16 protein-coding genes and 1 pseudogene are annotated in these 23,407 nt (G+C 60.3%); 6 read left to right on the forward strand and 11 right to left on the reverse strand.

What is annotated here, in order from left to right:
• Positions 1-19: 19 nt before the first annotated feature.
• The 4 genes from lgt to ACKWJN_RS10100 are packed head-to-tail and all read left to right on the forward strand — an operon-like array spanning position 20 to position 4,899.
• A complete protein-coding gene (gene lgt, locus ACKWJN_RS10085) occupies positions 20-847 on the forward strand; it encodes a prolipoprotein diacylglyceryl transferase (protein ID WP_408596530.1) in 828 nt (275 codons plus the stop codon).
• 3 nt (positions 848-850) lie between these two features.
• Positions 851-2,284: a malonyl-CoA decarboxylase gene (locus tag ACKWJN_RS10090; protein ID WP_408596532.1), complete on the forward strand. Its 1,434-nt coding sequence runs from the start codon at positions 851-853 to the stop codon at positions 2,282-2,284.
• Positions 2,285-2,315: 31 nt separating this feature from the next.
• Complete coding sequence (locus ACKWJN_RS10095) at positions 2,316-3,323, forward strand: Bug family tripartite tricarboxylate transporter substrate binding protein (RefSeq protein WP_408596534.1); 1,008 nt, start codon at positions 2,316-2,318, stop codon at positions 3,321-3,323.
• A gap of 37 nt (positions 3,324-3,360) precedes the next feature.
• Complete coding sequence (locus tag ACKWJN_RS10100) at positions 3,361-4,899, forward strand: malonate--CoA ligase (protein WP_408596536.1); 1,539 nt, start codon at positions 3,361-3,363, stop codon at positions 4,897-4,899.
• 293 nt (positions 4,900-5,192) lie between these two features.
• On the opposite strand, the gene cphA (ACKWJN_RS10105) is transcribed toward ACKWJN_RS10100, so the two are convergent.
• Together cphA (ACKWJN_RS10105) and cphA (ACKWJN_RS10110) are read right to left on the reverse strand one after the other, a co-directional pair.
• Complete coding sequence (gene cphA / locus ACKWJN_RS10105) at positions 5,193-7,769, reverse strand: cyanophycin synthetase (RefSeq protein WP_408596538.1); 2,577 nt, start codon at positions 7,767-7,769, stop codon at positions 5,193-5,195.
• Positions 7,769-9,982, reverse strand: coding sequence for a cyanophycin synthetase (gene cphA, locus ACKWJN_RS10110; protein ID WP_408596540.1), 2,214 nt, complete (start codon positions 9,980-9,982; stop codon positions 7,769-7,771). The genes cphA (ACKWJN_RS10105) and cphA (ACKWJN_RS10110) overlap by 1 nt, the downstream gene beginning before the upstream one ends.
• 164 nt (positions 9,983-10,146) lie before the next feature.
• On the opposite strand from cphA (ACKWJN_RS10110), the gene ACKWJN_RS10115 reads away from it, so the two are divergent.
• Complete coding sequence (locus tag ACKWJN_RS10115; RefSeq protein WP_408596542.1) at positions 10,147-12,441, forward strand: ABC transporter ATP-binding protein; 2,295 nt, start codon at positions 10,147-10,149, stop codon at positions 12,439-12,441.
• Positions 12,438-12,905, forward strand: coding sequence for a DUF1854 domain-containing protein (locus tag ACKWJN_RS10120; protein ID WP_408596544.1), 468 nt, complete (start codon positions 12,438-12,440; stop codon positions 12,903-12,905). Before ACKWJN_RS10115 ends, ACKWJN_RS10120 begins: the two co-directional genes overlap by 4 nt.
• A gap of 3 nt (positions 12,906-12,908) precedes the next feature.
• Here ACKWJN_RS10120 and ACKWJN_RS10125 read toward each other — a convergent pair whose 3' ends face one another.
• The 9 genes and pseudogenes from ACKWJN_RS10125 to ACKWJN_RS10165 form a co-directional block, all read right to left on the reverse strand.
• A complete protein-coding gene (locus ACKWJN_RS10125) occupies positions 12,909-14,567 on the reverse strand; it encodes a phosphoethanolamine transferase (RefSeq protein WP_408596546.1) in 1,659 nt (552 codons plus the stop codon).
• Positions 14,568-14,604: 37 nt separating this feature from the next.
• Positions 14,605-15,969, reverse strand: a complete 1,365-nt coding sequence (locus ACKWJN_RS10130; RefSeq protein ID WP_408596548.1) for an MBL fold metallo-hydrolase RNA specificity domain-containing protein — start codon at positions 15,967-15,969, stop codon at positions 14,605-14,607.
• A gap of 65 nt (positions 15,970-16,034) precedes the next feature.
• Complete coding sequence (gene dnaJ, locus ACKWJN_RS10135) at positions 16,035-17,168, reverse strand: molecular chaperone DnaJ (RefSeq protein ID WP_408596550.1); 1,134 nt, start codon at positions 17,166-17,168, stop codon at positions 16,035-16,037.
• A gap of 103 nt (positions 17,169-17,271) precedes the next feature.
• Entirely contained in the window at positions 17,272-19,200 is a 1,929-nt protein-coding gene (dnaK, locus tag ACKWJN_RS10140; RefSeq protein WP_408596552.1) for a molecular chaperone DnaK, read from the reverse strand.
• A 70-nt stretch (positions 19,201-19,270) separates the two neighbouring features.
• Complete coding sequence (gene grpE / locus ACKWJN_RS10145; protein WP_408596554.1) at positions 19,271-19,843, reverse strand: nucleotide exchange factor GrpE; 573 nt, start codon at positions 19,841-19,843, stop codon at positions 19,271-19,273.
• A gap of 145 nt (positions 19,844-19,988) precedes the next feature.
• On the reverse strand, positions 19,989-20,339 hold the full coding sequence (locus tag ACKWJN_RS10150) for an FKBP-type peptidyl-prolyl cis-trans isomerase (protein WP_408596556.1): 351 nt from the start codon (positions 20,337-20,339) through the stop codon (positions 19,989-19,991).
• Positions 20,340-20,478: 139 nt separating this feature from the next.
• A complete protein-coding gene (locus ACKWJN_RS10155; RefSeq protein ID WP_408596558.1) occupies positions 20,479-20,919 on the reverse strand; it encodes a MarR family winged helix-turn-helix transcriptional regulator in 441 nt (146 codons plus the stop codon).
• The gene (locus ACKWJN_RS10160; RefSeq protein WP_408596560.1) at positions 20,916-22,652 is read right to left on the reverse strand and encodes an acyl-CoA dehydrogenase family protein; all 1,737 of its coding nucleotides are present in this window, start codon (positions 22,650-22,652) and stop codon (positions 20,916-20,918) included. Before ACKWJN_RS10160 ends, ACKWJN_RS10155 begins: the two co-directional genes overlap by 4 nt.
• Positions 22,653-22,905: 253 nt before the next feature.
• Positions 22,906-23,406 (reverse strand): annotated as a pseudogene (locus tag ACKWJN_RS10165) (ABC transporter ATP-binding protein); the annotation flags it as partial.
• Position 23,407: the final 1 nt, after the last annotated feature.

The following is a 23,407-nucleotide window of genomic DNA, read 5'->3' on the forward strand; positions in this document are numbered from 1 at the left end:
CAGCGGGCACAATCGCACCATGCTCATGCACCCCTCCATCGATCCTGTGGCCTTGCAACTCGGCCCCTTGGCTGTGCATTGGTATGGGCTGACCTACCTGGCCGCCTTCGGCCTGTTCATGTGGTTGGCGCATCTGCGACTCCATCACGCACCCTATGCCGCCTTGGTGGCCCAAGGTGCATGGTCCAAGCAAGACATTGAGGACTTGTTGTTTTACGGCGTGGTCGGTGTCATTGTGGGAGGGCGTGTCGGCTACTGTCTGTTTTACAAACCGGGCTACTACGCTGAGCACCCCTTGGAGGTGCTGGCCTTGTGGCAAGGGGGCATGAGTTTTCACGGTGGCATGTTGGGCGTGATCTCGGCCATGGCCGTTTTTGCCTGGCAGCGCCAACGCCCTTGGCTGCTGGTGACCGACTTCATCGCGCCTTGTGTGCCCACCGGACTGGCGGCCGGCCGCGTGGGCAACTTCATCAACGGCGAGCTGTGGGGCAGGGCGGCAGACCCTGCGCTGCCTTGGGCCATGGTGTTTCCGCAAAGTGGCAGTTGGATGCCGCGTCATCCCTCACAGCTGTACCAATTTTTAGGCGAAGGCTTGCTGCTGTTTGTCTTCTTGTGGCTGTATGGACGCAAGCCGCATCCTGTGGGGGCCGTGTCAGGCGTCTTCTTGCTGGGATACGGCAGTTGTCGTTTCATGGCCGAGTACTTCCGTGAGCCCGATGCCCACCTCGGCCTGTTGGCGCTGAACATGAGCATGGGCCAATGGCTGTGCGTGCCCATGGTGGTCGCGGGTGCATGGCTGTGGTTCAAATCCGTGCACAACACTTCCAACGAACACAACGCAACTTAACGCATGAACGCAACCACTTGGCTCAATAGCAAATTGAACCTCTTGCGCAACGCTGCGACGGTGAGCGAGGTGCCAGAAACCCAAGACCGTTCCACCCGGGAGCGCTTGGACGCGACCTTGCGGCAACACAAAGAGGCGCTGTCGCCGCGCTCGTTACGCCGCACCCTGAACTTGTTGCAAGGGGTTGTCGACCCTCAAGTCAGTGAGGTCGAAGGCGGGCGACGCGCCAAAGCCTTGGCCGAATGGTATGTGGGCGCGGCAGAAAACGAGCGCCATGATTTGTGGTTGTTGATCAGCGAACAGTTTGGTCCTGATGCGGTCAATGTTCGCGCTGCACGAGACGAGTACGACGCTGCCTTTGGCACAGTGGACGAAGGCAGCGCCGAAATTCGCTTGCGCAAGGCTTTGGTATCCCCGCGCACACGCTTGCTACAGCGCTTTGCGGCCTACCCTGGCGGCATGCGTTTTTTGGTGGATTTGCGTGCGGAGTTGCTGCCCCATTTGAAGAGCAACAAGCGTTTGTTGGCGCTCGACGCCGAATTGGAAAACCTCTTTTCCACCTGGTTTGATGTGGCGTTTCTAGAGCTGCGCACCATCAGCTGGGATTCGCCAGCATCCTTGATTGAAAAGCTCATCAAGTACGAAGCTGTGCACGACATCCGCAGCTGGGCTGATTTGAAAAACCGCCTTGACAGCGACCGCCGTTGCTATGGTTTTTTTCATCCCAGTTTGCCCAACGAACCCTTGATTTTTGTCGAAGTGGCCTTGCTGCATGAGATGGCCGACAACATCATGCCCTTGCTGGATGAAAGCGCCGCGCCCGAGGATTTGCAAAAATCGACGGTGGCTATTTTTTACTCGATCAGCAACACCCAAACCGGCTTGCGCGGCGTGAGCTTTGGCGACTCACTGATCAAGCGGGTGGTTGAAACCCTGCGCGGCGAATTTCCCAAGCTCAAGACCTTTGCCACCTTGTCCCCCATTCCCGGTTTTCGCCCCTGGTTGTCCAAGAACGTCGAGGGCTTGCTGGCACAACTCAACGAAAAAGAACGGTCTGCGTTAGGACGCGAGCTCAGCTTTGAGCCGCCCAGCGTCACCCATGTGCTGACCGCCATCGAACAACCTCTGGTGTTGGGGGCTTTGTCGCTCAAGTCGCCCTTGCGCTTGTTCATCACCCGTTGCGCCGCACACTACCTCGGGCAAGCCAAGCAAGGCGGCCTGGTGCTCGACCCTGTGGCCCGATTTCACTTGGGCAATGGGGCGCGCATTGAACGTTTGAACTGGTTTGCCGACCCGTCACCCAAGGGGCTCAAACAATCGCACGGTCTGATGGTCAACTACCTTTACGATCTCAAGCGCATCGACAAGCACCGTCAGCAATTGGCCAAGGGCCAAGCGCCTGCATCTGGCGAGATTGAAGATTTCTATTTTTCATGACAGCAACGAAAACCCAGACGGAGACATGAACATGGAAACAACCCAAAAAGGTTCTTTGAGTGACCCAGCTTCTCGACGCCAAGTGTTGCGCTGGGGGGCTGCAGGGGTGGCGGCATGGGGTGTTGGCGCGCAGGCCGATGCCAATTGGCCCAGCAAGCCTGTGACCCTGGTGGTGCCGTTTCCAGCCGGTGGGGGCACCGATGCGTTTGCCAGACCGTTGTCGGCACAGTTTGCCAAGCAAACGGGCAAGACCTTGGTGATTGACAACCGAGGAGGTGCTGGGGGCAATTTGGGGGCTGGCTTGGCGGCCAAAGCCGTGCCCGACGGTTACACCTTGTTCATGGGGGCGGTCCATCACTCCATTGCGCCGTCGATGTACCCCAAGCTGGATTACGACTTGGAGCGTGACTTCGTGCCTTTGGCCTTGATGGCGGTGGTGCCCCAGGTGCTGGTGGTCAACCCCAAAAAAGTACCGGGCGACTTCAAGGCTTTCATGGCCCAGTTGCGCAGCAACCCGGGACGCCTGAACTTCGGCTCGGCCGGTGGCGGAACGTCCCACCATTTGGCGGGAGAGTTGTTCAAACTTCACACCAAAACCTTCATCACCCACATTCCCTACCGAGGTGCGGGGCCTGCCTTGCAAGACTTGATTGCAGGCAATGTGGACATGATGTTTGATGGGTTGGGATCCTCCGCCCAGCACATCAAAGGTGGGCGTGTGAAAGCCCTCATGGTGTCTGGCAACAAGCGCAACGCCGCCTTCCCTGATGTGCCGTGCGCGGCTGAGCTGGGCTTGCCCGACTACACCGTGACCACTTGGTATGGCCTGTGGGCGCCTAAAGGAACACCCACCGACATCCAAGCGCATGCCATCGACGAAGTGCGCAAGGCCTCATCCGCAGACGACATCAAATTGGCATGGTCTCAAAATGGCGCGGAGTTCCCCAACATCACAGGCCCACAATTTGGCGCCTTTGTGAGCAACGAAATCAAACGCTGGGCTGCGGTGGTGAAAGCTTCCGGGGCCAAGCTCGATTAACCCTTCAACTCTTTTTATCTCTGACTTTTCGGAACACGTGATGAACCACAACCTGTTCGCAGCCTTGCGCGCCGCATTTCCCTCTGACCTGAACGCCACCGCCGTCGAAACGGAAGATGGGCTGTGTTACAGCTGGCGCGACCTAGACCGTGCCAGCGCCATGATCGCCAACTTGTTGACTTCCCTGAACTTGCCTCGCGGCGCTCGCGTGGCGGTGCAGGTCGAAAAGTCGGTCGAGGCCATGATGCTGTACTTGGCCACTTTGCGCGCTGGCCTGGTGTTTTTGCCACTCAACACGGCCTACCAAAGCGCGGAGGTCGAATACTTTGTGGGCAACGCAGAGCCCTCGGTGGTGGTGTGCAGTGGGTCCAACTTTGGCTGGATCAGCAAGATCGCTTTCAAAGCCGGCACGGCCCACGTGTTCACCTTGAACGACGACCGCACCGGCACCTTGCTGGAGCGAGCCGCGCATTGCTCAGACCAACACACCGTGGTGCAAAACAAAGCCGACGACTTGGCCGCTATTTTGTACACCAGCGGCACCACCGGACGCAGCAAAGGCGCCATGCTGTCGCACCACAACCTGCTGAGCAACGCCAAGACCCTCAAGACCTATTGGGGTTGGAAAAAAGGCGACGTGTTGATTCACGCCTTGCCAATCTTCCATGTGCACGGTTTGTTTGTGGCCATCCACGGCGCGCTGCTGAACGGCAGCAAGATGTTTTGGATGTCCAAGTTCGATCCCAAGCTGGTGATCGCCAAGATGCCCGAAGCCACCGTGTTCATGGGCGTGCCCACGCTGTATGTGCGCATGTTGGCCGAGCCCTCGCTCACCCAGGCTCAAGCCGCTCACATGCGCTTGTTCATTGCAGGCTCTGCCCCTTTGTTGATTGAGACTTTCCATGAGTGGCAGCAACGCACGGGCCATACGATTTTGGAGCGCTATGGCATGAGCGAAACCGCCATGCTGACCTCCAACCCATACCAAGCCGATGCGCGTTACCCCGGTCAAACCGAACGCCGTGGTGGCACCGTGGGATTCCCCTTGCCGGGCGTGAGCTTGCGGGTGCAAGACGACCAAGGCCACAACTTGCCCGTGGGCGAGATTGGGGGCATCCAGGTCAAAGGCCCCAATGTGTTTGCGGGCTACTGGCGCATGCCTGAAAAAACCAAAGAAGAGTTCACGGCCGACGGGTATTTCAAAACGGGTGACGTGGGCAATGTGGACGAGCGTGGCTACGTGGTGATCGTGGGCCGCAGCAAAGACCTGATCATCAGCGGCGGCTACAACGTGTACCCGGCAGAGATTGAGGGCTACATCAACGACATGCCGGGCGTGGCTGAGAGCGCCTTGGTGGGCGTGCCACACCCCGACTTTGGCGAAGTGGGTGTGGCGGTGGTGATTGCCAAGCCCGGCGCGAAGGTGTCTGCCGATGCGGTGATCGCGGGCTTGAAGTCGCAGTTGGCGAATTTCAAAATTCCGAAGAAGTGTTTTGTGGTGGATGCCTTGCCGCGCAACACCATGGGCAAGGTGCAAAAGAATTTGTTGCGGGATCAGTACAAGGCGTTGTTCTGATTTTTGGCGCTTCGTTTGGTTTTGTAGCGCGCTTTTAGTTATCGCGCTTCGCCAAGGCGATCAGCCAGTACCCGCTGCGGCTCCTCGCTGCGCTCTTGATGTCACCGCATCGGGCACTGACTGCTCGCCTTGGCTACGAGGGTAGGTTGGCTTTGCTTTGGTGGCCTGCGAAGAGCGCGTGGCTGGGGGCAACATGTGGCGACATCAAGAGCGAAGCGAGGAGCCATGTGTTGCCCCCAGCCGCTCGCTCCTCACATAAAAAGAAGCAAACACGGCGCCACAAAAAAGAGGAATCAAAGCGAAGCCGCGTTCACCCGTTGCGTGATGTGCGCCAAGGCCTCTTCCACTTGGTCAATCAAGATCAAGCACAAATCGCCTTTGTTCAAGCGCTCCATCGCCCGGTCAATTGCCAAGAACTCGCCGTGAATCTCGTCAATGGTGGTCGTGCGCTTGGCACCTTCCAGGCCTTGACGCAGCAAGCCCAACACCTCGCCGTCGATGCGGCCACGCTGACACGCGTCTTGGTACAGCACCACGTCGTCAAACACCTCACCAATGATGCGGGTTTGCTCGCGAATGTCTTCGTCGCGGCGGTCCCCCGCGCCGCTGATCACCACGCTGCGGCGCTGGGCGGGCAGGTTGGTCACGGCCTGCACCAAGGCCTTGATGGCGTCTGGGTTGTGGCCGTAGTCGGCAATCACGGTGGCGCCTTTGTAGTCAAACACGTTGAAGCGCCCTGGCACCGCCTGGCTGTCGCTGATGAAGGTAGCCAGACCGGTACAGATGGTTTGCCACGGCACACCCACGGCCCAGGCCGCTGCGATGGAGGCCATGGCGTTTTCGATTTGGAAACCAATCGCGCCGCTTCGGGTGACCGGTATTTCTGACAACGGGATGCGCACCGAGTGGTTGCCTTGCATGCACACAATCTGGTCGTCTTCCACAAACAGCACGCGCTTGCCTTGGGCGCGGTGGGTGGCGATGACCGGGTGGTGCGAGTCCAGGCCAAAGAAGGTTACCTGTCCTGGGCAGTTGCCCGCCATGGCGGCCACGATGGGGTCGGTCGCGTTGAGCACGGCCACGCCCGAAGGCGAGACGTTTTGCACGATCACGCGCTTCAAGACTGCGAGGTCTTCCACGGTGGAGATGTAGTTCAGCCCCAGGTGGTCGCCCATGCCAATGTTGGTCACCACGGCCACTTGGCAGCGGTCAAAGGCCAAGCCTTCGCGCAGCATGCCGCCCCGTGCGGTCTCCAGCACGGCCGCGTCGACGTCGGGGTGCATGAGCACATTGCGTGCGCTGCGCGGGCCGCTGCAGTCACCGCTGTCGGTTTGGCGGCCATTCACGTACACGCCGTCGGTGTTGGTCATGCCCACACGCAAACCGTGTGCGCGCAGCAGATGCGAGGTCAGGCGCACGGTGGTGGTTTTGCCGTTGGTGCCGGTGACGGCAATCACGGGAATGCGGCCATCGTCCCCATCGGGAAACATGGTCGAGATGACGGCTTCGCCCACGTCGCGGCCTTTGCCAAACGAGGGGTTCAGGTGCATGCGCAGGCCAGGTGCGGCATTGACTTCGACCACGCCACCGCTTTGTTCTTCCAGCGGGCGCAACACCGATTCGCACACCACGTCCACACCGCAAATGTCCAAGCCCACCATTTGGGCTGCGGCCACCGCACGCAGGGCGACTTCGGGGTGCACATCGTCGGTCACATCGGTGGCGGTGCCGCCGGTGGACAGGTTGGCGTTGTTGCGCAAAATCACGCGTGCGCCTTTGGCGGGCACCGAGTCGGCGTCGAAACCTTGTTCCTTCATGCGCGCCAAGGCGATGTCGTCAAAGCGAATTTTGGTCAGTGAGGTGGCGTGGCCCTCGCCACGACGCGGGTCTGCGTTGACGATGTCGACCAATTCGCGCACGGTGTTTTTGCCATTGCCCACCACCAGCGGGGGCTCACGGCGTGCTGCGGCCACCAATTTGTTGCCGACCACCAGCAAGCGGTAATCGCTGCCGGGCAAGAAGCGCTCAACCAGGACTTCTTCGCGGAAGGATGCTGCGGTGGTGAAGGCCTCCATCACGCCTTCGCGCGTGGTGATGTTCACGGCCACGCCTTTGCCTTGGTTGCCGTCGCGCGGTTTGACCACCACGGGCAAGCCAATTTCTTGGGCTGCAGCCCATGCGTCCTCGGCATTTTTGACAGGGCGGCCCAAAGGCACGGGCACGCCGGCTGCGTGCAAGAGTCGCTTGGTCAGCTCTTTGTCTTGCGCAATCGATTCTGCAATCGCGCTGGTGGCGTCAATCTCGGCGGCTTGGAAGCGACGTTGTTTGCTGCCCCAGCCCAGTTGCACCAAGCTGCCTTCGGTCAGTCGGCGGTAGGGAATGCCGCGCACCAGCGCTGCGTCCACGATCGAGCCGGTTGACGGCCCAAGTCGAATGTCTTCGTCCAAGCCGTGCAGTTGATCGATGGCGGCATCCACATCGAAGGCCGTGTTGTGCAAGGCGGCCATGCACAACTCGCGGGCCAGCTTCATGGCCAAGCAGCCCACTTCTTCTTGGGTGTACTCCACCACAACCTGAAACAAACCGTGGTCGGGGGTGGCGGTGGTGCGGCTGAACGTCACCGGGCAACCGGCTTCGATTTGCAAATGCAAGGTCGCCGCTTCCAGGGCATGTGCCATGCTGAGTTTGACCTTGCGATCGGTGGGGCGCAAGCTGCCCACACCGGGAAACAGGTGGCGCAATTGCTTTTCAAAATCGGGATGCTGAGTCAGATCGATTTGATCGTCGTCACACCGCACCATGGCTTCGACCGCCGTGTGACGGGTCCAGAGGTTGGGACCGCGCAGCGCGCGGATACGAGAAACTTCCATCAGCCATTCATCCTTGCAACGTCTTTGGCAACTTGGTGGGGCTTTTGCCCATAATTTTTGAGCCCGGCGCGAATCAACAGCGGCGCGATGTCGAGCGACCAAGCGGTGGCCACAGCGGCCAGCAAAGTGGCAATGTGCAAGCCGTCTTTGAGCAAGCGCGCGATCAATTCAAGGTCGACGTGGAACAGCAAGGTTTCTTGGTCGCCACGCGCCAAGGCCACATGGCCTTCTTTGCAATAGACCGCCCGGCCACCTTGTTGCCGATGCGCCAGCAAGATGGGGTTGTCGTTGTCTTTGCTGTAAAAAATAACTTCGCCATCGCTCAATTCGGCCAAGCCTGCCACCGCGGCATCGTCGGCATTGAGCACGGCAGCACCGGTGGGCAAGACCAAATCCACCTGGGTGCGAACCACCGTGCGCATTTGATCTGGGGTTTGAATGTCGTGGAGTTGAACCAGCAGGTCATCGGTGGCGGGCATGTCGGTCACCACGCCGACTTGGCAGCGGTCGTAAGCCAGGCCTTCGTTGAGGATGTGCAAAGGGGAGGTCTCAAACACGGCCGCATCCAAGGCACGGTTGATCAGCAAGCGCTCCGCCACATCGAAGCTGCGGCCATCTTGGGTGCCGACGTGGTGTTGGTCCATGTACAGGCCATCTTGGCAGGCCAGTCCGGTGCGTTTACCCGACAGGTGCAACAGCCACGCCACCAATTGCGACAACTGGGTGGTTTGGTGCGTGCCCACAACGCCCACGACGGGGATACGTCCCGACTCGTTGGGGCCAAACAAATGCTCCACGATGGCCTTGCCCACAGGGCGAGGTTGACCGCTCGCGGGTTTGATGTGCATGAGCAAGCCAGGGCCGGCATTGACTTCGATGATGGCGCCGCCCGTTTGCTCCAGGGGGCGGGTGATGTCTTGGGTGACGATGTCGATGCCCGCGATGTCAAGCCCAATCACGCGCGCTGCCAAGGTGGCCACGGCGGCGACGTCGGGGTGGACTTGGTCGGTCACGTCGATGTTCAGGTTGCCGTTGCGCTGCACCACCACGCTTTTGCCTGGCGCGGGCACGCTGTCAGGTTCGAAGCCTTGGCGTTGAATTTCCAGCAGAGACATTTCGCCGCGCGGGCTGCCCAGACGGATGGTGTCCAGAGGGAAGCCCTCAGACTCACCACGGCGCGGGTCGATGTTGACCTGGGATTCAATGAGTTGTTCCACCGTGGAGACACCGTCGCCAACGACGCATGCTGTCTCGCCACGGGTGGCCGCCACCACGCGGTCACCGACCACCAAGACGCGGTGTTCGTCGCCGCGCACATAGCGCTCGACCAGCACACTGCTGCCTTCTTTTTCGGCGGCGGTCCATGCCGCGCGCACACCGACCTCGGTGTTGACGTCCAAGGACACGCCCCAACCCCGGTTGCCGTCCAGTGGCTTGACCACCACAGGCAAGCCAATGTCTTGGGCCGCGGCCCAAGCTGCATCCGCAGTTTCCACCTGCTGACCTTCGGGCACGGGGATGCCGCATTGCGTCAACAAGCGCTTGGTCAAGTCTTTGTCACTCGAAATGCTTTCAGCGATGGCACTGGTGCGGTCGGTCTCGGCCGTCCAAATGCGGCGTTGACGTGCGCCATAGCCGAGTTGCACCAAATTGCCCTCAGTCAGCCGAATGAACGGCGTCTTGCGCTCGACCGCCGCGTCCACGATGCACGCGGTGCTGGGTCCTAAGCAATGCTTGTCGGCAATTTGTTTGAGGCGTTGGATGGTGGCCGCCATGTCGTGGGGCAAGTTGTTGGCAGCGGCCATGACGATTTCGCGTGCAGCCAAAAAGCTTTGACGACCCAGCTCTTCGTGCTCGGTGCGAAACACCACTTTGTAGATGCCGCGCTTGCTGATCTCGCGGGCTTTGCCAAACTCGGCACGCGCGCCAGCGAGCAGCTGCAACTCGATCGAGACGTGCTCCATGATGTGACCCATCCAAGTGCCACCGACCAAACGGGTCAAAAAGCCACCACGGTGGCCCACGCCGCAGTGGTGCTCGACCAAGCCAGGCAGCCAAGCGTTGAGTCGGTCGTTGAAGCCGTCAATTTTGTTGGAGGGATGGTCCTCCATTTCGCCCAAATCGATCAGGGCTTCAATGATGGGGCGGTAGGTCCAGATGTTGGGCCCGCGCAAATAGTTCATGCGCAAAATTTGGATGTCTTGGAAGGCCATGTGTTCAGCGCAGGGTAGGGGGGACAAGACGGGCCGTGTTTGCCAAAGAGGCGGCGATACAATGAATTGCCAACGTGCTCGGGTGCAACAAAGTCTTGTCTCCTGATTCTATTTTTACCGTACGCCGGTGAATGTTCACCGAATCGGTACGGAAACTATCCAGAATGAATTCTTTTCTATCGGCTTACGCCAACGTTGTCTTGCCTGATGGCTGGAAAGATCCAGCTTCAGCGCAACTGACACCCCATGAAAACGTTCTAGCGTGGCTAGAGGTTGACTTAGACGGCCAATTGCATTTCACAAAACAGCTGTTGATTGTGACAGACCAACGGGTGTTGTCGGCGCATGTTCAGGCCCCAACAGGCTTGCAATGGCAGTCTTGGCCGATCGACAAGGGCTTGGTCATGACGCACACCGACCATGCGGGCGTGGGCACTTTGAGCTTGCTCAATGCCACGCAACGCTTGGCCAGTTGGCGCTTCACCTTGACCCAAAATGTCACGGCCATGCGTTTGCAAGAAACCTTTGCAGCACGTGTCGAGGTGATCACCCACGGGGCCAGTCTGCAAACCCAAATCGATGCACGTTGCCCGCAGTGCAAACTGATGCTCGAAAACGCCGGCGATGAGTGCCCGGTGTGTCGCCGCGAAGAGCATGCCCCCCTCTCTACATGGGGTCTGTTTCGCTTGTGGCGTTTTGCCCGCCCCTACCAGTGGCGCCTGTTGGCAGGTTTTTTGTTGACGCTGGCATCCACTGCGGCCACCTTGGTGCCGCCCTACATGACCATGCCCTTGATGGACGAGGTGTTGATCCCTTTCCAAAACGGCCAGCCCATCGACACCGATTTGGTCACGCTGTACCTGGGGGGCTTGTTGGGTGCGGCCATGCTGGCGTGGTGCTTGGGCTGGGCCAAGACCTACATCCTGGCCTTGGTGTCTGAGCGCATCGGTGCCGATTTGCGCACCACCGCTTACGAGCACCTGATGCGTTTGTCATTGGAATATTTCGGCGGACGCCGCACCGGCGACTTGATGAACCGCATTGGCGCAGAGACCGACCGCATCTGCGTGTTCTTGTCGCTGCACCTGCTCGACTTCGCCACCGACGTGCTGATGATCTTGATGACCGCCACCATCTTGATCAGCATTGACGCGCATTTGGCGGCTGCCACCTTGCTGCCCTTGCCCTTCATCGTCTGGCTGATCCACACCGTGCGTGACAAGCTGCGCACTGGGTTTGAAAAAATCGACCGTGTGTGGTCGGAGTTGACCAACGTGTTGGCCGACACCATTCCGGGCATTCGCGTGGTCAAGGCTTTTGCGCAAGAAAAGCGCGAAGCCAACCGTTTTCGGGACGCCAACAAACACAACTTGGCGGTGAACGACCGCATCAACTTTGTCTGGTCGCTGTTCTCGCCCACCGTCACGCTGATGACCGAAGTAGGGTTGTTGGTCGTCTGGGGCTTTGGCATTTGGTTGGTGTCGCACCACCAAATCACCGTCGGTGTGTTGACCGCTTTCTTGGCCTACATCGGGCGCTTTTACACACGGCTCGATTCGATGAGCCGCATCGTCTCGCACACCCAAAAAGCAGCGGCAGGCGCCAAGCGCATTTTTGAAATCTTGGACCACGTCTCCAGCGTGCCCGAAGCCATGCAGCCGCAAAAACTGCCCACGCCGCTGCAAGGGCGCATCGACATCCAAGACGCGGGCTTTCGTTATGGCAACCGCGCGGTCATTCGCAACCTGAACCTCAGCATTCGCCCCGGCGAGATGATTGGTTTGGTCGGCCAAAGCGGCTCGGGTAAGAGCACCTTGGTGAACCTGATTTGCCGCTTTTACGACTTGAGCGAAGGTGCCATCAAGGTGGACGGCATCGACATCCGCAACATTGCCTTGTCGGACTACCGCAGCCACATTGGCTTGGTGTTGCAAGAGCCCTTCTTGTTCTTTGGCACCATCGCCGACAACATTGCCTACGGTGTGCCTGACGCCACGCGTGAAGAGATCGTGGACGCAGCCCGTGCCGCCCATGCGCACGAGTTCATCTTGCGCTTGCCACAGGGGTATGACTCGTTGGTGGGCGAGCGCGGCCAAGGCCTGTCGGGCGGCGAGCGTCAGCGCATCTCCATCGCGCGAGCCTTGTTGATCAACCCGCGCATCTTGATCTTGGACGAAGCCACCGCCTCGGTGGACACCGAGACCGAACAAGAAATTCAAAAAGCCTTGGACAACCTGGTGCAAGGCCGCACCACCATTGCCATTGCGCACCGCTTGTCCACCCTCAACAAGGCCGACCGCTTGGTGGTGATGGAGCAAGGTGTGATGGTGGAAGAGGGCAACCACGACACCCTGATGGCACGTCAAGGGGCTTACTGGCGCTTGTACGAGGCCCAAGCCAAGAATGCCGAAGCCGCGCAAGTCAAGCTGGGCAGTGCACGTGATGAGGAGATGCTATGAACGTCGCGTTTCAACTCAGCCTCGACCCGTTTGGCAAACTCGTCTTGCGCCTGGATGATGGCAGCCAACATCTGGGTGTGGTGGTGGTGCGGGCCTTCCCAATTGCCCAGCCGCAGCGCAGCATTTCCATCTTGAGTCCTGAGGGCAAAGAGTTGGTCTGGATCGATGATGTGGCGCAAGTGCCTGAGCACGAACGCACCCTGGTCGAGCAGGCCTTGCAGGAGCGGGAGTTCATGCCCGAGATCACGCGCTTGGATGGCGTGAACAGTTTTTCCACACCCAGCATTTGGCGTGTGCAAACCAACCGAGGGGCCGCAGAGTTGGTGCTCAAAGGCGAAGAGGACATTCGCCGCTTGAGCCCCACCACCTTGATCGTGGCCGACGCGCACGGCGTGCAGTTCTTGATTCGCGACTTGCCCTCGCTCGACCGCCACACCCGCAAGCTGCTCGACCGCTTCTTGTGATCTTCAGTGCGCTTGGCAGGCGACAAACAAGTCGCGTTCAGCCAGGTACTCGCGGGTCTGAACGGACATGACGCCCAACACCGAGTGGAACAAATGGTCGTGAGAGAGTGGGCGATCGCGTTGCTGTGACAGGCACGCGGTGGACACACCGCTCCAGCGTTCAAAGCTGGGCGACAGCCAACCGATCATGGCCACTTGCTTTTGCACCTCTGGCGCCACGCGAAACGGCAGGCCGTGCAGGTAGAGGTTGTTTTCTCCCAAAGATTCGCCATGGTCTGACACATAGAGCATGGCGGTTGCGTTGTTTTTTTCTTGGGCTTTGAGCCAGCCGATGAGCTGCGACAAAAAGTAATCGGTGAACACAATCGTGTTGTCGTAGGCATTGATCAGGTGTTGGCGATCGCAGGGTGAAAGTGCGTTTTCTTGGCACTCCGGCTGAAATGTCTTGAATGCCTTTGGCGTCCTTTTGTGATAGGCCGGTCCATGGCTGCCCATTTGGTGCATGACCACCACCACGCCATGCGTGCGTGGTTCGGGTGGCAGCTTGGCCAATTCAGTGTCAAGGCGCGCCAACATCACCGTGTCGCGGCATTCGCCAGCCTCGCACTCGCTGGCCAGCTTCAAGGCGGAGGTGTTGACGTGCGGGATGCGATCACACAGGCCTTTGCAGCCAGATTGGTTGTCCATCCAGAGCACGGCATAGCCTGAGCGTTGCAGCACATCCAACAGATTTTCTGACTCGTGGTGTCGTGAGTTGAAGGCCTCGCGACCCAGCGGCGACAACATGCAAGGCAAGGACTCTGCGGTGCTGGTGCCACAGGCGGTCACTTGACGGAAGCTGACCACGTTTTCAAGGGACAGCAAGGGGTTGGTCAGTCGGGGATAGCCATTGAGCGAGAAGTTGCTGCTGCGCGCAGTTTCGCCCAACACCAACACCAACAAGGGCGGGCGTGCCGCTTTGCTGTCCGTGCGCGCCACCCGGTGTGCATCTTCCCCCAAGGGGCGCAATGATCCGCTGCGTTGCTCTGGGGGGATCACCGTCATATCCAACACAGCGTAGAGCGTGTTGAGCGGGTTGATCTTGTAGCGAAGCTCGGGGTGGTTGCGCATCACCGAGGCCAGGTCTGGGAACACCGCAAACGTCGTGCCGAGTAAGACCAGCAAAGCCACCAGGCAGCGCTCTAAGTTGCGCAAAAGTTGTTGGTTCCAGGGCAAGGGCTGCCAAGATGATTGCCACACCCACCACAAAGGCCAAGCGGCGACCCCAGCCACGGTCAAAACCAGCCGTGGGCTGAGTTGCTCCAGCGCTTCCCGGCTGTCGGTGTGCAGCATGTTGACCAGCATGGGGGTGTCGACCACGATGGCATAGCTCCACATGAAGTGGGTGGCAAAGCCAGCGCACAACAGCAAAACAGTGATGGCGGGTTTCAAAGTCCATCGCCAAGCCACGAGCGACAACACCACCGTCAGCACGCTGGCAATGATGAGCGCCAGGGCGGCACCAAAGACCCCACTGCGCCAGCCCGAAAGGTCTGGCAGCTGCATCAAGCTGTGCCACAGAGCGAGATTGCCGAACACCGCCAGCCACACGCTAGAAAGCAACACCACTTGGGTGGAGGACGGCGACCTGCGCGGTGGGGTGTCTAAAAACAAGCGTCGCATGGGGGGCTGTCAGAGGTCATGGCGGTGACGTGTGGGCTCAGGTTGGCCAGGTGCTGCCCAATTCGGGCACCAAGGCGCGCCAGTTCAGGCCACGTTCAATTTGCTGTCGCAAGGCATCAGCCGCCTCGGGTTCTCCGTGTACCACGTACACCTGGTCAGGGGGCTTCTTCATGTGGCGCAGCCAGTCGACCAACTGGCTGGCATCGGCATGGGCTGAGGACGATTGGAGTTGAACCACCTCGGCTTGCACCTGAACCTCTTGGCCGTGGATGCGCAGCGTGGCGCCGCCATGGGCCAGGGTCGCACCGCGCGTGCCGGGGGCTTGGTAGCCTGTGAGCACCACCATGTTGCGTGGGTCTGGCAGGTAATGGGCCAAGTGGTGCAACACCCGCCCGCCGGTGGCCATGCCGCTGGCAGACAAGATCACCATGGGGCCATGGCGTTTGGCCAAGGCTTTGGATTGCTCGGGTGTCTCCACCATGGTGGCTACATGCTTCATGAGCTTGAGCGCTGGCGCGTCGAGTCGATGCGCCAGCGGGTGGCGGTGCATCAACTCGGTGGTGTGAACCGCCATGGGGCTGTCCAAAAAGATGGGCAAGTGGTGGGGAATATCGCCGCGCTGTTTGAGCAGGGCAATGGCGTACAACAAAGCCTGTGCGCGACCCACCGCAAACACCGGGACCACCGCCACGCCGCCTCGGGCAGACACCTTGCTCAACGCCGTGCCCAGCTCTGCCAACAGGTTCTCGTGCGGGTGTTCTCGGTTGCCGTAGGTTGATTCGATCAACACCGTGTCCGCATGGGGCGGCGCATCGGGAGGGTTCATCAGCAAATCGTCTGGGCGTCCCACATCACCGCTGAACAGAATGCGACGCCCCGCCACTTCAAGCAACACACTGGCCGCACCCAAAATGTGTCCGGCTGAGGAGAAGGTGGCCTTCCATCCCGGGATGGGCGAAAAGCTGTGCCCCAAGTTCTCTGCATGCAGCAGGTCCAAACTCAGCATGGCATCGTGCTTGCTGTAAAGCGGCAGTGCGGGGCTGTGTTTGGACATGCCGTGGCGGTTCAAAAAGGCCGCGTCTTCTTCTTGGATGTGACCACTGTCGGGCAACAAGATGGCACACAAATCACACGTGGCTGGCGTGGCATGTACCCGCCCCCTGAAACCTTGGCGTACCAGCAGGGGCAAATAGCCGCTGTGGTCCAAGTGGGCATGGGTGAGGATGACCGCTTGCACATCGAGAGGCGCTACGGGCAGGGGCGACCAATTGCGCAAGCGCAGTTGTTTGTAGCCTTGGAATAAACCGCAATCGACCAACAGGCGTTGGCCGGCATGCTCGACCAAGTACTTAGAACCGGTCACAGTGCCGGTTCCGCCCAAAAAAGTGATGGTGACGCTCATGCCTGAAGTATCACCCGAATGTGTGGCGACGCCTCACGTCTGAGGACGGCGGCGAAGCGCTGTCCTCAGTTGAAAAAACGCTTGAGCTTGTCGGCCCAGCCGCCTTCGGCGGGCGAGTGTTTGTTGCCGCCTTTTTTCAGCGACTCGTCCAGCTCTTTGAGCAGCTTGCGTTGGTGTTCGGTGAGCTTGACCGGTGTTTCAACGGTGATGTGGCAGTACAGGTCACCGGGGAAGCTGGAGCGCAAACCTTTGAGGCCTTTGCCACGCAAACGGAACTGCTTGTCGTTTTGGGTGCCTTCAGGGATGTCAATCGCGGCTTCGCCAGCCAAGGTGGGCACACTGATTTCGCCACCCAAAGCAGCGGTGGTGAAACTGATGGGCACCGAGCAGTGCAGGTCATCGCCGTCGCGCTCAAAGATGTCGTGTTTCTTGATGCGGATTTCAATGAACAAGTCGCCTGCCGGGCCGCCATTGGTGCCGGGCTCGCCGTTGCCAGTGCTGCGGATGCGCATGCCGTCGTCAATGCCAGCTGGAATTTTGACTTCGAGGGTTTTCTGGCGCTTGATCTTGCCTTGCCCGTGGCAGCTGGTGCAGGGGTCGGGAATGATCTTGCCGGTGCCACGGCAATGCGGGCAGGTTTGCTGAACGCTGAAGAAACCTTGGCGCATTTGCACCTGGCCGCTGCCATGGCAGGTGCTACAAGTTTTGGGCGAGGTGCCCGGTTTGGCGCCTGTGCCGTGGCAGGTGTCGCACTCGTCCCAGCTGGGTATTTTCAGTTGCGCGTCTTTGCCGTTGGCGGCTTCTTCCAGCGTGATCTCCAGCGCGTAGCTCAAGTCGTTGCCTCGGTAGACCTGACGGCCTCCTGCGCCGCGACGGGCTTGGCCAAAGATGTCGCCAAAAATATCGCCAAAGGCCTCGCCGAAGCCGCCACCAAAGTCAGCGCCACCGGGGCCGCCGCGCATGTTGGGGTCCACCCCAGCGTGGCCGTGTTGGTCGTAGGCGGCGCGCTTTTGCGGGTCCGACATCATCTCGTAGGCCTCTTTGACCTCTTTGAATTGGGCTTCGGCCTCTTTGGCTTTGTCACCCTGGTTGCGGTCAGGGTGGTACTTCATCGCCAGTTTGCGATAAGCCTTTTTGATCTCGTCTTCGCTGGCGTTTTTAGGGACGCCGAGAACTTCGTAAAAATCGCGTTTGGACATGGTGCAGCGCTGTGAGGTAAGGGGCTGTATCTAACGACTTCGCCGCGTGTCCACCTTGGCAGGTGAAACGCGGCGAAATTCGTCTCAAAGAAAGAGCGAGGGCTTAGCCCTTTTTCACTTCTTTCACTTCAGCGTCGACCACATTGTCGTCGGCTGGTTTGGCGGGCTCAGCGCCGCCTGCGGCGGCGCCAGCTGCGGCCTGGTCGGCTTGCATGTCAGCGTAGACTTTTTCACCCAGCTTTTGGGCGGCGCTCATGAGCGCTTCGGTCTTGGCGTCGATCTCGGCCTTGTCTTCGCCTTTCAAAGCTTCTTCCACCTCTTTGGCTGCGGCTTCGATCTTTTCTTTTTCGCCAGCGTCGAGCTTGTCGCCATGCTCGGCCAAGCTCTTCTTGACGCTGTGCACTGCGGCATCGGCCTGGTTGCGCGACTGCACGATTTCAAGTTTCTTCTTGTCTTCGGCGGCGTTCAGCTCAGCGTCTTTCACCATCTGCTGGATTTCAGCTTCAGACAAACCGGAGTTGGCCTTGATGGTGATCTTGTTTTCTTTGCCAGTGGCTTTGTCTTTGGCGCCGACGTGCAAGATGCCGTTGGCGTCAATGTCAAATGACACCTCAATTTGGGGTGTGCCACGCGCTGCGGGTGCAATGCCTTCGAGGTTGAACTCGCCCAGGGACTTGTTGCCACTGGCCATCTCGCGCTCGCCTTGGTAGACCTTGATGGTCACCGCAGGCTGGTTGTCGTCGGCGGTCGAGAAGGTTTGTGCAAACTTGGTCGGGATGGTGGTGTTCTTGGTGATCATTTTGGTCATCACGCCGCCCAGGGTTTCGATGCCCAAAGACAAAGGCGTCACGTCCAACAACAACACGTCGGTGCGGTCGCCCGACAACACCTGGCCTTGAATGGCGGCGCCCACGGCCACGGCTTCGTCAGGGTTGACGTCACGGCGTGGCTCTTTGCCGAAGAACTCTTTGACCTTGTCTTGCACCTTGGGCATGCGGCTCATGCCGCCGACCAAGATCACGTCGTCGATGTCGCCCACGGACACGCCGGCATCTTTGATGGCCATGCGGCAAGGGGCGATGGTGCGCTCGATCAGCTCGTCCACCAGCTGTTCCAACTTGGCGCGGTTGAGCTTGATGTTCAGGTGCTTGGGGCCTGAGGCATCGGCGGTGATGTAAGGCAAGTTGATGTCGGTCGAGGCTGAGCTGGACAGCTCGATCTTGGCTTTTTCAGCGGCTTCTTTGAGGCGCTGCAAGGCCAGCACGTCTTTGGCCAGGTCGACACCGGATTCCTTTTTGAACTCGGTGATGATGAAGTCGATGATGCGTTGGTCAAAGTCTTCGCCACCCAAGAAGGTGTCGCCGTTGGTGGAGAGCACTTCGAATTGTTTTTCGCCGTCCACGTCGGCGATCTCGATGATCGACACGTCAAACGTGCCGCCACCCAGGTCGTACACGGCAATCTTGCGGTCGCCTTTTTCGGTTTTGTCCAAACCGAAAGCCAAGGCCGCAGCGGTGGGTTCGTTGATGATGCGCTTGACGTCCAAGCCCGCGATGCGGCCTGCGTCTTTGGTGGCTTGGCGTTGTGCGTCGTTGAAGTAAGCGGGCACGGTGATGACGGCTTCGGTCACTTCTTCGCCGAGGTAGTCTTCGGCGGTTTTCTTCATCTTGCGCAGAATTTCAGCGCTGATTTGCGGGGGGGCCAACTTGTTGCCGCGCACTTCCACCCAAGCGTCGCCGTTGTCGGCTTTGCTGATGGTGTAGGGCATCAAGTCGATGTCTTTTTGAACTTCTTTTTCAGAAAACTTGCGGCCGATCAAACGCTTGACAGCGTACAGCGTGTTGCGTGGGTTGGTCACGGCTTGGCGCTTGGCAGAGGCGCCCACCAAGATCTCGCCGTCTTCTTGGTACGCAATGATTGACGGCGTGGTGCGGGCACCCTCGGCGTTCTCGATCACCTTGGTGGTGTTGCCTTCCATGATGGCCACGCACGAGTTGGTGGTGCCCAAGTCAATCCCGATGATTCTTCCCATGTTCTTACTCCAGTGATTTTTAAAATTCAGATGAACGGTAGATGCGGATCACCCTGCCGTTTTCAAGTGTTTATTTCGGTGCGGTCACCGTGACCAAGGCCGGACGCAACACGCGCTCGGCGATCAGGTAGCCTTTTTGCAGCACGGCCACGATGGTGTTGGCTTCTTGATCGGCCGGCACCACGCTGATGGCTTGGTGCTGGGCGGGGTCAAACTTGGCACCGGCTGCAGGGTGGATGGCAATCACCTTGTTGCGCTCCAAGGCGCTGGTGAGTTGGCGCAAAGTGGCTTCGGCACCCTCGCGAATTTGCTCAGGCGTGGCGGTTTTCACGGCCAAGCCAGCTTCCAAGCTGTCCACCACGGGCAGCAGGCTGTCGGCAAAGCTCTCCAGCGCAAACTTGCGGGCTTTGGACACCTCGTCGTCGGCACGGCGGCGGGCGTTTTGCACTTCGGCCTGGCCACGCACGTACTGGTCTTGCAGTTCAGCGGCCTTGGCTTGCAGGATGGCAATTTCCGCCTGCGCTGCGGCCAAAGGGTCCAGCGGTGCCGCAGGTGCCTGCGTGGGCGCGTCGGGCTGAGCCAGAGGGGGTTGTGTTGCGGCCTCGTTGACAGGCTCTGCAGGGTGTGGGGTAGGGTCTGACATGCTTGGAAAACTCTGAGTTTTTGTGAGATGCGGCAAAGCTGGGGGCGCCCCGCCCGATTTCAAGAGGGGGTTCCAAAAAAGGGGGGCGCAGGCTGGCCTGGGCTGGCAGTTCAGGGACTGCCAGCTCTGATGGGCTCTGGAAGGTTTATTCCAGACCCAGCAGCTCGACGTCGAATTTGAGGGTCGCGTTGGGTGGGATGACACCGCCCGCGCCGCGCGCGCCGTAGCCCAGGCCTGGCGGGATGATCAGGGTGCGTTGGCCGCCGATCTTCATGCCTTGCACGCCTTCGTCCCAGCCTTTGATGACCATGCCGCCACCGAGGGGGAAGTCAAACGGGTCATTGCGGTCACGGCTGGAGTCGAACTTGGCGCCTTGTTCGCCGTTTTCATACAGCCAGCCGGTGTAGTGCACGGTCACGTGCTGGCCCGCCGTTGCGGTCTCACCTTCGCCCTCCACGTGGTCGATGTATTGCAGTCCGGAAGGGGTGGTGTTCATGGCAAATCCTTGAGGGTCAGAAATTCAAAGTCCCAGAGTGTAGCGGCCCCTCAAGGCGGCCTGTTCCAAGGCCCCCAGGGGCACCCCAGCAAGCGCCCAGCGAAGCAGCGTTGGAACGCGGGTTGGGCGGCTCGTCGCCTCAGGTCGGAGACAGGTAAACCTTTTGCAGCAAACGGGTGAGTGTTTTGACTTCAGCCGGCGTCAAAGCCGCTGCCGCACTGAGGTCTGAGGCCAAGGCGGTGGCTTCGGCTTCTTGCATCAGCGCTGCGCCTTTGGCGCTGAGCGTCAAGCCCATGGCCCGACCATCGGTGGGATGGGGGCTGCGGTGGATGAGTTCACGCTTTTCTATGCTTTTGAGCAAGCCCACCAGGTTGGGCGGCAAGATGCCCAGCGCCGTGCACAGCTGACGCGACGTGATACCGGGATTGTGCCCAATCAAGGACAGCACCGAAAAATCCACCGGGCGCAAGTCATGGGGCGCCATGCGCTCCATGAAGCGACCGATGATGGTCAGGGCGGCGCGGCGGGTGTTGTAGCCCAGCAGCGACTCCAAGTAGCGGGTGTCCAAACCGTCGTTCATGCGGCGGTGCACTGCGCGCGCACCATCTGGGCGCGCATGCCAAATTCGGGCAGCACCCAAGCGCGCAAGGCCGCCGCTGGGGCGTGCCAGCGCGTGGCGGCATCGGGGCCATGGCCATGGGGTTGTGCCTGAACGGCCGCTTCAATTTGGGTCCAGCTCCAGGCCAGCAAGGCCAGCGCAGTCAGACGCAGGAAGTCGCCCGCGATCCAGCCCAAGCGCACCGCGCCGTCGGGCGCTTGCGCCGTGGCCAGGGCCTGGGCGGTCAGCGCACGCAGCTGGGCAAACAAGTCGAGCACTTGGGCCTCATGCACGTGGTGGGCAGACAGGCCAAGGGCCAACTCGTCCAGCGTGGCGTGCAAGGCGGCACCGCCGTCGGCCACCACCTTGCGCATCAACAGGTCGATGGCTTGAATTTCATTGGTGCCCTCGTAAATCATGGCAATGCGGGCGTCGCGCAGGTTTTGCTCAACCCCCCATTCACGCACATAGCCGTGGCCGCCGAACACTTGCAGGCAGTCGCTGGCACCATGAAAGCCTTGCTCGGTGCAGGCGGCTTTCAAGATGGGCGTGGTCAAGGCACACCAGCGTTGCGCCGATTCGCGCTGTGCGGCGTCGGGGTGGTGTTTGGCAACGTCCAGCGCCAAGCCGGTTTTGTAGGCCAGCACGCGTGCGCCATCGACCCAGGCGCGCTGGGTGTCCAAGATGCGTCGCACGGCGGGGTGTTCGATGATGAAGTCCACCGCTTCGCCCTTCACCCCAGCAGGTTTGGGCGCGCGCATTTGGCGACGCTCGTGGGCGTAGGCATCGGCTTTTTGCCAGGCCGCGTCGAGCAGGCCCACGCCTTGCAGCGCCACGTGCAAACGGGCGGCGTTCATCATCACAAACATGGCGTTGAGGCCGCGTCCGAGTTCACCCACCAGCCAACCGGTGGCTTCGTCAAAGCGCATCACGCAGGTGGGGCTGCCGTGGATGCCCATTTTTTCTTCAATGCGTTCGCAGTGCACCGCGCTGCGTGTGCCGTCGGCGTAGAACTTGGGCACCAAAAACAACGACAGGCCCTTGGGGCCGGGCGGCGCATCGGGCAGACGGGCCAGCACCAGGTGCACGATGTTGTCGGTCAGGTCGTGCTCGCCGCCGGAAATGAAAATTTTGGTACCGCGAATTTGGTAGCTGCCATCGGCTTGTGGCACGGCGCGGGTGGTGGCCAGCCCCAGGTCGCTGCCCGCATGGGGCTCGGTCAAACACATGGTGGCCAGCCATTCGCCCGTGCCCACCTTGCTGGCGTACTGCGCTTGCAGCGCCTCGCTGGCGTGGTGCTTGATGCATTCGTAGGCACCGTGCAACAAACCCGGTGCCATGGTCCAGCCGTGGTTGGCGGCGGACAGCCATTCGTACAGCACGCTTTCCAGCACCGCAGGCAGGGCTTGGCCGCCGTCTTCGGTGGCGGTGGTGAGCGAGGCCCAGCCCGCTTGCCAAAACGCTTGGTAGGCGTCTTTGAAGCCGGGCGGTAGGGTGACGGCACCTTGGTGCCACTGTGCGCCCACCTCGTCGCCACGGCGGTTCAAGGGCGCAATTTCAGCGGCCACAAATTTGCCCGCTTCTTCCAGCACCTGGGCCATGAGGTCGGCGTCGACCTCTTGAAACACGGGCAACTCGGCCAAGCGTGCAGGCGCATGCAGCACCTGGTTCAAGATGAATTGGATGTCGTCAAGGCGGGGTTGGTAGTCGCTCATGGGGGTCTCTGCGGTGTGCTCAGGCTTGGGTGCGGGCGGCACCCAAGTAGGTGTCGATCACACGGGCGTCTTGGGCCAAGTCGCTGGCCGCGCCATGCAGGCTCACGTCGCCCATCTCCAGCACGTAGCCGTGGTCGGCCACGGCCAGCGCGGCGCGGGCGTTTTGTTCCACCAGCAAGATGGTCACGCCGGTCTGGCGCAGCGTGTGGATGATGGCAAAAATCTCTTTCACGATCAGCGGGGCCAGCCCCAAGCTGGGTTCGTCCAGCATCAGCAATTCGGGGCGCGACATCAGCGAGCGGCCCACGGCCAGCATCTGGCGTTCGCCGCCCGACAGCGTGCCCGCTTCTTGCAGGCGGCGTTCTTTGAGGCGAGGAAACAGATCGAACACGTCGTCGAGACGGCTGCGCCATTGGGCATGGCCCAGCTGCATTTGTCGGTAGCCGCCCAGTACCAGGTTGTCTTCCACACTCATGGTGCCAAAGAGTTCGCGTTTCTCGGGCACCAAGGAGATGCCCTGCATGACGCGCTCTTCGAGGGTCAGCTCGGTGATCGACTGGCCGTTGAATTCGATGCGGCCTTTGGCGGGCAGCAGGCCCATCAGGCTGTTCAAAAACGTGGACTTGCCTGCGCCGTTGGGGCCAATCACGGTGATCACGCTGCCTTTGGCGGCTTCGAGGTTGAGCCCATGCAGCACCTCGGCTTTGCCGTAGCCGGCACGCAGGTCGGTGACTTGAAGGAGGGGGAGGGCCATG

Origin of the sequence: Limnohabitans sp. (assembly GCF_046052825.1) — a bacterium.
Taxonomy (GTDB): domain Bacteria; phylum Pseudomonadota; class Gammaproteobacteria; order Burkholderiales; family Burkholderiaceae_C; genus Limnohabitans.

Bases quoted from the DNA above. Each gene is read 5' to 3' on its own strand.
- lgt (WP_408596530.1), top strand. From the start codon at position 20: ATGCTCATGCACCCCTCCATCGATCCTGTGGCCTTGCAACTCGGCCCC.
- ACKWJN_RS10090 (WP_408596532.1), top strand. From the start codon at position 851: ATGAACGCAACCACTTGGCTCAATAGCAAATTGAACCTCTTGCGCAAC.
- ACKWJN_RS10095 (WP_408596534.1), top strand. From the start codon at position 2,316: ATGGAAACAACCCAAAAAGGTTCTTTGAGTGACCCAGCTTCTCGACGC.
- cphA (WP_408596538.1), bottom strand. From the start codon at position 7,769: ATGGAAGTTTCTCGTATCCGCGCGCTGCGCGGTCCCAACCTCTGGACC.
- cphA (WP_408596540.1), bottom strand. From the start codon at position 9,982: ATGGCCTTCCAAGACATCCAAATTTTGCGCATGAACTATTTGCGCGGG.
- ACKWJN_RS10115 (WP_408596542.1), top strand. From the start codon at position 10,147: ATGAATTCTTTTCTATCGGCTTACGCCAACGTTGTCTTGCCTGATGGC.
- ACKWJN_RS10120 (WP_408596544.1), top strand. From the start codon at position 12,438: ATGAACGTCGCGTTTCAACTCAGCCTCGACCCGTTTGGCAAACTCGTC.
- ACKWJN_RS10125 (WP_408596546.1), bottom strand. From the start codon at position 14,567: ATGCGACGCTTGTTTTTAGACACCCCACCGCGCAGGTCGCCGTCCTCC.
- ACKWJN_RS10130 (WP_408596548.1), bottom strand. From the start codon at position 15,969: ATGAGCGTCACCATCACTTTTTTGGGCGGAACCGGCACTGTGACCGGT.
- dnaJ (WP_408596550.1), bottom strand. From the start codon at position 17,168: ATGTCCAAACGCGATTTTTACGAAGTTCTCGGCGTCCCTAAAAACGCC.
- dnaK (WP_408596552.1), bottom strand. From the start codon at position 19,200: ATGGGAAGAATCATCGGGATTGACTTGGGCACCACCAACTCGTGCGTG.
- grpE (WP_408596554.1), bottom strand. From the start codon at position 19,843: ATGTCAGACCCTACCCCACACCCTGCAGAGCCTGTCAACGAGGCCGCA.
- ACKWJN_RS10150 (WP_408596556.1), bottom strand. From the start codon at position 20,339: ATGAACACCACCCCTTCCGGACTGCAATACATCGACCACGTGGAGGGC.
- ACKWJN_RS10155 (WP_408596558.1), bottom strand. From the start codon at position 20,919: ATGAACGACGGTTTGGACACCCGCTACTTGGAGTCGCTGCTGGGCTAC.
- ACKWJN_RS10160 (WP_408596560.1), bottom strand. From the start codon at position 22,652: ATGAGCGACTACCAACCCCGCCTTGACGACATCCAATTCATCTTGAAC.